The organism is Frankia tisae (assembly GCF_025403405.1).
Lineage (GTDB): Bacteria > Actinomycetota > Actinomycetes > Frankiales > Frankiaceae > Frankia > Frankia tisai.
On the sequence record NZ_JANEZT010000377.1, the window covers coordinates 1 to 6,401 of the forward strand.

Below are 6,401 nucleotides of genomic sequence, written 5' to 3' on the forward strand. Positions count from 1 at the left end.
GTCTCGGCGAGATCCTCGAGCAGCCTCAGGTTCTCCCGCAGCCCGAACGCGGGCGGCAGGAACGCGATGAGCTCGTCGGCGAGCGGGACGCTCGGGTCGGCGAGCAGCTCGTCGACGACGGCGGCGGGGTCGCCGTGTTGCACAGGGCTCATCGTGAACCGGGCGGCGGGGGCCGCGACGGGTGCCAGCGCCCCCTCCGGCCGGGAGGCGGCGGGCCCCTGGGTGCGTCGCTCGGCGTCGTAGGCCGCGTAGACGCGGGCGAGCTGCGGCGAGGTGGCGGGCAGCACGGAGCGCGCGACGGCGACCCGCGACGGCGACGTGCCGGGGTGGGCGCCGCGGTAGGCCTCGATGGCCCGGGCGAGCTCCGCGCCGTAGTCGTCGATCTGCCCGCTGAGGATGGTGCTCAGCAGCAGCCGCAGCCCCTGGCGGCCGACCCGCTCGGCGGAGGCGACCGAGCCGCCGCCGTACCAGACCCGTTCGGGCAGGGTGGGGCTCGTCGGGCGGACGAACAGCTCGGTGCCCACGGGGAGCAGCCCCTCGGGGTCGGTGATCTCGCCGACCCGCTCGCCGCGGATGGCGCGCAGGAACGCCGCGAGCCGGTCCTGGGACTGGGCGCGCCCGTCGTTCGGCGCCTGGCCGAAGACGGTGTCGAAGCCGCCCTGGCCGGTCCCGAGTCCGAGCTGCAACCGTCCCGCGCTGAGCAGGTCGGCCGTGCCGGCGGCCTCGGCCAGCAGCACGGGATCCTCGTAGCGGACGCCGATGATGGCCGTGCCGAGGCCGATGCGCTCGGTGTGCTGCGCGACGGCCGCGTGGAACACCATCGGCGAGGCGAGGTAGTTGTCGAAGTGGCGCTGGTAGACCCAGCCGGCGTCGTAGCCGAGCTGCTCGGCGACGCGGAACAGCTCGATGCCGTCGCGCAACGCGGCGCCGGCCTGCCCGGTCGGGAAGGCGATCCGCGCGTTGAAGCCGAGCCGGAGCCGGCGTGGCGTGGGCGTGTCCGCAGGGTCGACGGTGGCGGTGACGGTCGCGGGGGCTGTCATGGGGTGCTCTCCTTCTGCCGGTGAAAGGTCTCGTGGGGTTCGGCGCCGGCGGAGGTGTGCTCGACCCAGGCGGCGTGCAGCTCGGCGTAGCGGCCGGGAACCCGGACGAGGTCGGCGTGGCGTCCGCTCTGGACCAGGCGCCCGCGGTCGAGGACGAGGACGCGGTCGGCGTGCTCGGCCGTCACCATGCGGTGGGCGATCGAGACGGTGGTGCGCCCGACGGTGAGCACGCCGAGTGCGCGCTGGATCCGGACGTCGGTGGCGGGGTCGACGCCGCTGGTCGCCTCGTCGAGCACAAGCAGGTCGGGGTCGAGCAGCGCGGTGCGGGCGAGCGCGACGAGCTGGCGTTCGCCGGCGGACAGGCGCTCGCCCCGGACCCCGACGCGGGTGTCGAGGCCGTCCGGCAGCGTGTCGAGCCACGGGCGCAGGCCGAGCGAGGAGACGATCTCGCCGAGCACGTCGCTGTCGCCATGCACGTCGGTGTCGCCGCGCACTCCGACGCCGATGTTCTCGGCGATCGTGGCGTCGAACAGGAACGGGTCCTGCGGGACGATGGCGACGCGGCGCTGGAACGACGCCTCCGACACCCGGCCGACGGGGATGCCGCCGAGCAGGACGTGGCCGCCGCGCGCCGAGATCTGCCGGGTGAGCAGCTTGGCGAGGGTGCTCTTGCCGGAGCCGGTCTCGCCGACTACGGCGACATGCTCGCCGGGGGCGATGGCGACGGTCAGGTGTTCCACGACGAGCGGGCCCGCCCCGTAGGCGGCGGCGACGTCGTGCAGCTCGACCGCGATCGGTCCGGCGGGCAGCTCGCGCGCGTCGGCGCCGTCGACCACGCCCGACGGCGTCGCGAGGATCTCCAGCGCGCGGCGCCACCCCACGACCGCGTTCTGGATCTCTCCAAGTGTCTGCACGAGGGCCTGCAGGGGCCGGACGAAGAAGCTGACGAGCAGGAGCATCGCGACCAGCTCGCCGGCCGACAGGTGCAGCGTCGGCTCCCACCTGGTGTGCGCGGTCGACCAGCGGGTCCCGGCGACGACGACGAACGCGGTCATGATCGAGATGGCGATCTCGCCGAGGGCGGCGTTGGTGTTCAGCGGCACGAGGGTGTGGCGCTGGGCGGCCGCCGTGCTCTCGACGGCCCGGTCGACGCCGGTCCGGGTCCGTTCCTCGGTCCCCGTCGAGCGGATGACGCCGATGCCGGTGACGGCCTCCCCGACGGTGGACTGCAGGACCGAGACACTCTCGCGCACGGCGGCGTAGCGGCGGGCGACGAGCATCTGCAGGCGGCGCATGCCGAGGAACAGCACCGCCGCCAGGCCCAGCACGGGCAGCGCGAGCTGCCAGGAGTAGAGCATCACAAGGACGCCGGCGATGACCATCTGGGTGAGGTTGACGAGCAGCAGGACGCCGCCGTTCTGCACGAAGGTCGTGACCGCTTCGGGGTCGCTGGTCAGGCGGGTGACGAGGTCGGTGCCGGTGAGCCCCGCGAACGTCTCGGGGGCGATCTCGTGGATGCGGGCGATGCCGCCCGTGCGCAGTTCGGCGAGGGCGGCCTCCGTGCGGTGGTAGAGCCGCCGGTTGAGCGACCAGGAGGCGAACACCGCCGCGACGGTGGCCGCGGCGCCGACGAGCACGGCGTGCAGGACGACGTCGGCGGTGCCGTGGTGCGGGGTGAGCAGGCCGTGGTCGAGGGCGTACTGGACGGTCAGCGCGGTCACGATGCGGCCGGCGCCGGCGACGAACGCCAGCAGGAGGGTCAGCGGCAGGCCCGCCATCACCGCCGGGGTGGTCGACCGGATCAGGCGGCCGAGCTCGCGCGCCCCGACCGAGCCCAGCTCGGCGAGCCCCTGGCCCGTGAGCCCCTGGCCCGTGGTCGCCTGGCCCGTGGTCTCCTGGCTGGCGCGGCTGCGGTCAGCCATGGATCGCGTCCGCCGTTCCGTAGGCCTGCAGGATCCGCCGGTAGTCGGGTTCGGTGCCGAGCAGCTCGGCGTGGGTCCCCACGGCGACGAGCCGGCCCGCGTGCAGGAACGCGACCCGGTCGGCGATCAGCACCGAGCTGGGACGCCCGCCGACGATGAGCACGGTGGTATGCCCGCGCAGGTCCGCCACCGCGGCGAGCACTTCGCGTTCCACGGCCGGGTCGAGGGCGGAGGTGGCGTCGTCGAGCAGGATGGCGCGCGGCGTGCGCAGCAGGGCGCGGGCCAGGCACAGGCGCTGGCGCTGGCCGCCGGACAGCCGGGCGCCGCGCTCGCCGACCCGCGTGTCCAGCCCGTCCGGCAGGTTGCGCACCAGCGTGTCGGCTCCGGCGGCGCCCAGCGCCCGCCAGAGCTCGGCGTCGGTGTAGGGGCGCCGCTCGCGGGGGTGGCCGTCGAGGTGGAGGTTCGCGCGGATGCTGCCGCCGGCCATCCACGGGGTCTGCGACACCACGGCGAGATGCGCGCGGATCTCCCCGCGGGCCAGGTCGGGGGCGCCGATCCCGCCGATCTCGACGACGCCCTCGGCCGGGTCGACCTGGCGACCGAACAGGTCCAGCAGGGTGGACTTGCCCGCGCCGGTGGCGCCCACCAGCGCGACGATCTCTCCGGGGGAGACCTCCAGATCGATGTCCGCGAGCAGGTGCCGCCCGCCCTGGACGTGCCCGACGCCGCGCGCGGCCAGCCCCAGCGGGCCCGCGCCGGCCAGGGCGCGCGTCCCGTAGGCGGTGGTCTCGGCGGAGCCGAGGACGGCGGCGATCCGCGACCGGCCGGCCGCCGACAGGGGCAGCATGCCGAGGAAGCGGCTGATGACGACGAGCGGGATGGAGACGGTGAGCAGCAGGTAGACGACCTCGACGAGCACGCCGACGCTGAGGTCGCCGCTTTCGACGCGGCGGGATCCGACGGCGAGGACGGCGAGGATCGCGCCGGTCGGCAGCAGCTCCAGGATCGGATCGAACAGCGAGCTGATGTCACCCATCGAGATGGTGGCGCGGCGCAGCCGATCCGCGGCGGCCCCGACACGGGCGCGTTCGCGGTCGGCGATGCCCAGCGTCCGCACGACCTGGGCGCCCTCGATGCTCTCCAGGGCGAGGGCGGCGAACTCGCCGCGGCTGTCCTGCACGGCCCGCGCGCGGGCGGCGAGCAGGCGCTGGTACAGCAGGTTCAGGCCGAGGACGGATCCGATGAGGGCGACGCCGACGAGCCCGAGCGCCAGGTCGTGGCGGAACATCTGGCCGATCGCGACGACGAGCATGACGACCATGCCGAGCGCAAAGTACCAGACGACCATCGGGGACCACAGGGCGTCCACGTCGGACACGGCGGTCGACAGCAGCCGGCCGGGCGCGTGCCGGCGGTGCCACGACAGGTCGAGCTCGAGGTAACGGCGGACGACGGCACGGCGGATGCGGGCCTGCGAGCCGTACTGGACGTGGCCGGTGGCGACGCCCCGGACCAGGATCGTCATCCAACGCAGGGTGGAGACGCCGAGGATCGCGCCCGCGGCGATCCACCAGGCGGCGCGGCCGACGTGGCCGCCGTCGAGAGCGGGGACGATCAGATGGTCCGTGGCCCAGCCGATCGCGGCCGCGGACAGGACCATCGTGATGCCGTTGACGACGCCGGTGATGGTGCCGACCAGGGCCGCCTTCGGATGGGCGAACGAGCCGTCCAGCATCGTGCGCAGTCCCACCCAGAAGGTCCCGTCCCCGCTTCGGACCTGCTCCCGCTCCCGCCCGTCGGGTCCCCGCGTCACCCGCGGTCCCGTGCCGGGCCGCGGTGGCGGCCGACCTGCTCGCGGACGGCCGCCACCGCCACCGTCATCGTCCGTCCACTCCCATCGCCGTCATCGCCGCCGTCATCGCCCGCCCGCTGCCGTCGCTGTCGTCGTGCGGGTTGCTGTCGTCGTGCCGGTTGCCGTCAGTGGGCGCCGGCGAGCGCGGCGGCGTCGAAGCCGGGGGCGAGGGCGCCGGGGTGGGCGTCCTGCAGGGCGCCGCGCTGCCCGGTGGCTGCCCGGTGCGCGATCTCCTGGCGTACCAGCGGCAGGACGTGGCGGCCGTAGTCGACGGCGTCCGCGAGGGTGTCGTAGCCGCGGATCGACACCAGGCTCGCGCCCTGGTCGACGTAGTCGAGGATCGCGGCGGCGACCGTCTCCGGGCTGCCCACGAGCGCGGTCGACGCACCCAGCCCGCCGGTCGCGGCCGCGGTGCGGGTCCACAGCGCGCGGTCGTAGACCTCGGACTGCGCGGCGAACGCGAGGGCGCGCTGCGAGCCGACGTTCTGCGGGGCGCCCCTGAGGAAGGCGCGGGCCGGGCCGGCGTTGAAGGTCTGCTCGATCCGGGCGGCGTAGTCGAACGCCTTGCGCCAGGCCAGCTCGTCCGTCCGGGCGATGATCGGGCGGAAGGTCACCCAGATGCGCGGGCGGTCGGTGCGGCCGGCCGCGGCGGCGATGGCGTTGACCCGGTCGATCTCCTTACGCAGGTCGGCCAGCGGCTCGCCCCAGAAGCTGAAGATGTCCGCCTTGGCGCCGCCGACGCCGAACGCGGCGTCGGACTGGCCGCCGATCGAGATCGGGATGGTGCTGCCGTACGGCGCGAAGCCGGGGCCGAACTCGTCGAACTTGTAGAACTCGCCCTCGTGGCTGAACGGGCTGGTCTCGGTCCAGGCGCGGCGCAGCAGGTCGATGAACTCCGACGTGCGCGCGTAACGGCGGTCCTTGGGCAGGTAGTCGCCCTGGCGGGCCTGCTCGGCGTCGTTGCCCCCGGAGATGATGTGGACGACAGCGCGGCCCTCGGTGAGCTGGTCGAGGGTCGCGAGCTTCTGCGCCGCCACCAGCGGGAACGTGGTGTTCGGCCGCAGCGCGACGATGGGGCGCAGGCGCTCGGTCAGCTGGCCGACGGCGGAGGCGAGGACGAACGAGTCGGCGCTGTTGGAGCCGTAGGGCAGCAGGGTGTAGTCGTAGCCCGACTCCTCGAGGGCACGCACGTACTTCTTGAAGTACGGCAGGTCGATGCCGCGGCTGGGCACCGGGTTGAGCTCGGTCGACGGGTTGAGGTGCGACAGGCTGATGAACTCGACCTGCGGGGACGCGGTCTCGGGGATCGCGGTGGGGTTGGTCATTGCGCCAGTCCTTTCGAACGTCTGATCGCTGTCCGGGCACGCGGGAGGTCGTCTCGGGCGGGATCGTGGCGCTGTCGCGCCGCAGGGAGCATCGGGTCTGACTCGGAGTCGGGTTCGCCGTGGCTCGGTGCGCTCGCCCGGTCAGGGCGGCGGTGCTTCGCGGGGCCGACCGGCCCCGACCCGCCCCCTGGCGCCAGGCGCAGGGTCAGACACCGCCCGGATGCGCGGGGCGGCTGAGGTCGACGGTGCAGTTGACGTGCGG

At 74.3% G+C, this 6,401-nt stretch carries 4 protein-coding genes; all 4 read right to left on the reverse strand.

What is annotated here, in order from left to right:
* Positions 1-1,040: LLM class flavin-dependent oxidoreductase (locus NBZ85_RS25925; RefSeq protein ID WP_261562775.1), on the reverse strand; the 1,040-nt coding region annotated here is incomplete at its 3' end.
* On the reverse strand, positions 1,037-2,962 hold the full coding sequence (locus NBZ85_RS25930; RefSeq protein ID WP_261559617.1) for an ABC transporter ATP-binding protein: 1,926 nt from the start codon (positions 2,960-2,962) through the stop codon (positions 1,037-1,039). The genes NBZ85_RS25930 and NBZ85_RS25925, both read right to left, overlap by 4 nt.
* Positions 2,955-4,697, reverse strand: coding sequence for an ABC transporter ATP-binding protein (locus NBZ85_RS25935; RefSeq protein ID WP_261559620.1), 1,743 nt, complete (start codon positions 4,695-4,697; stop codon positions 2,955-2,957). The genes NBZ85_RS25930 and NBZ85_RS25935 overlap by 8 nt, the downstream gene beginning before the upstream one ends.
* Before the next feature lie 242 nt (positions 4,698-4,939).
* Positions 4,940-6,139, reverse strand: coding sequence for an LLM class flavin-dependent oxidoreductase (locus NBZ85_RS25940; protein WP_261559618.1), 1,200 nt, complete (start codon positions 6,137-6,139; stop codon positions 4,940-4,942).
* Positions 6,140-6,401: the final 262 nt, after the last annotated feature.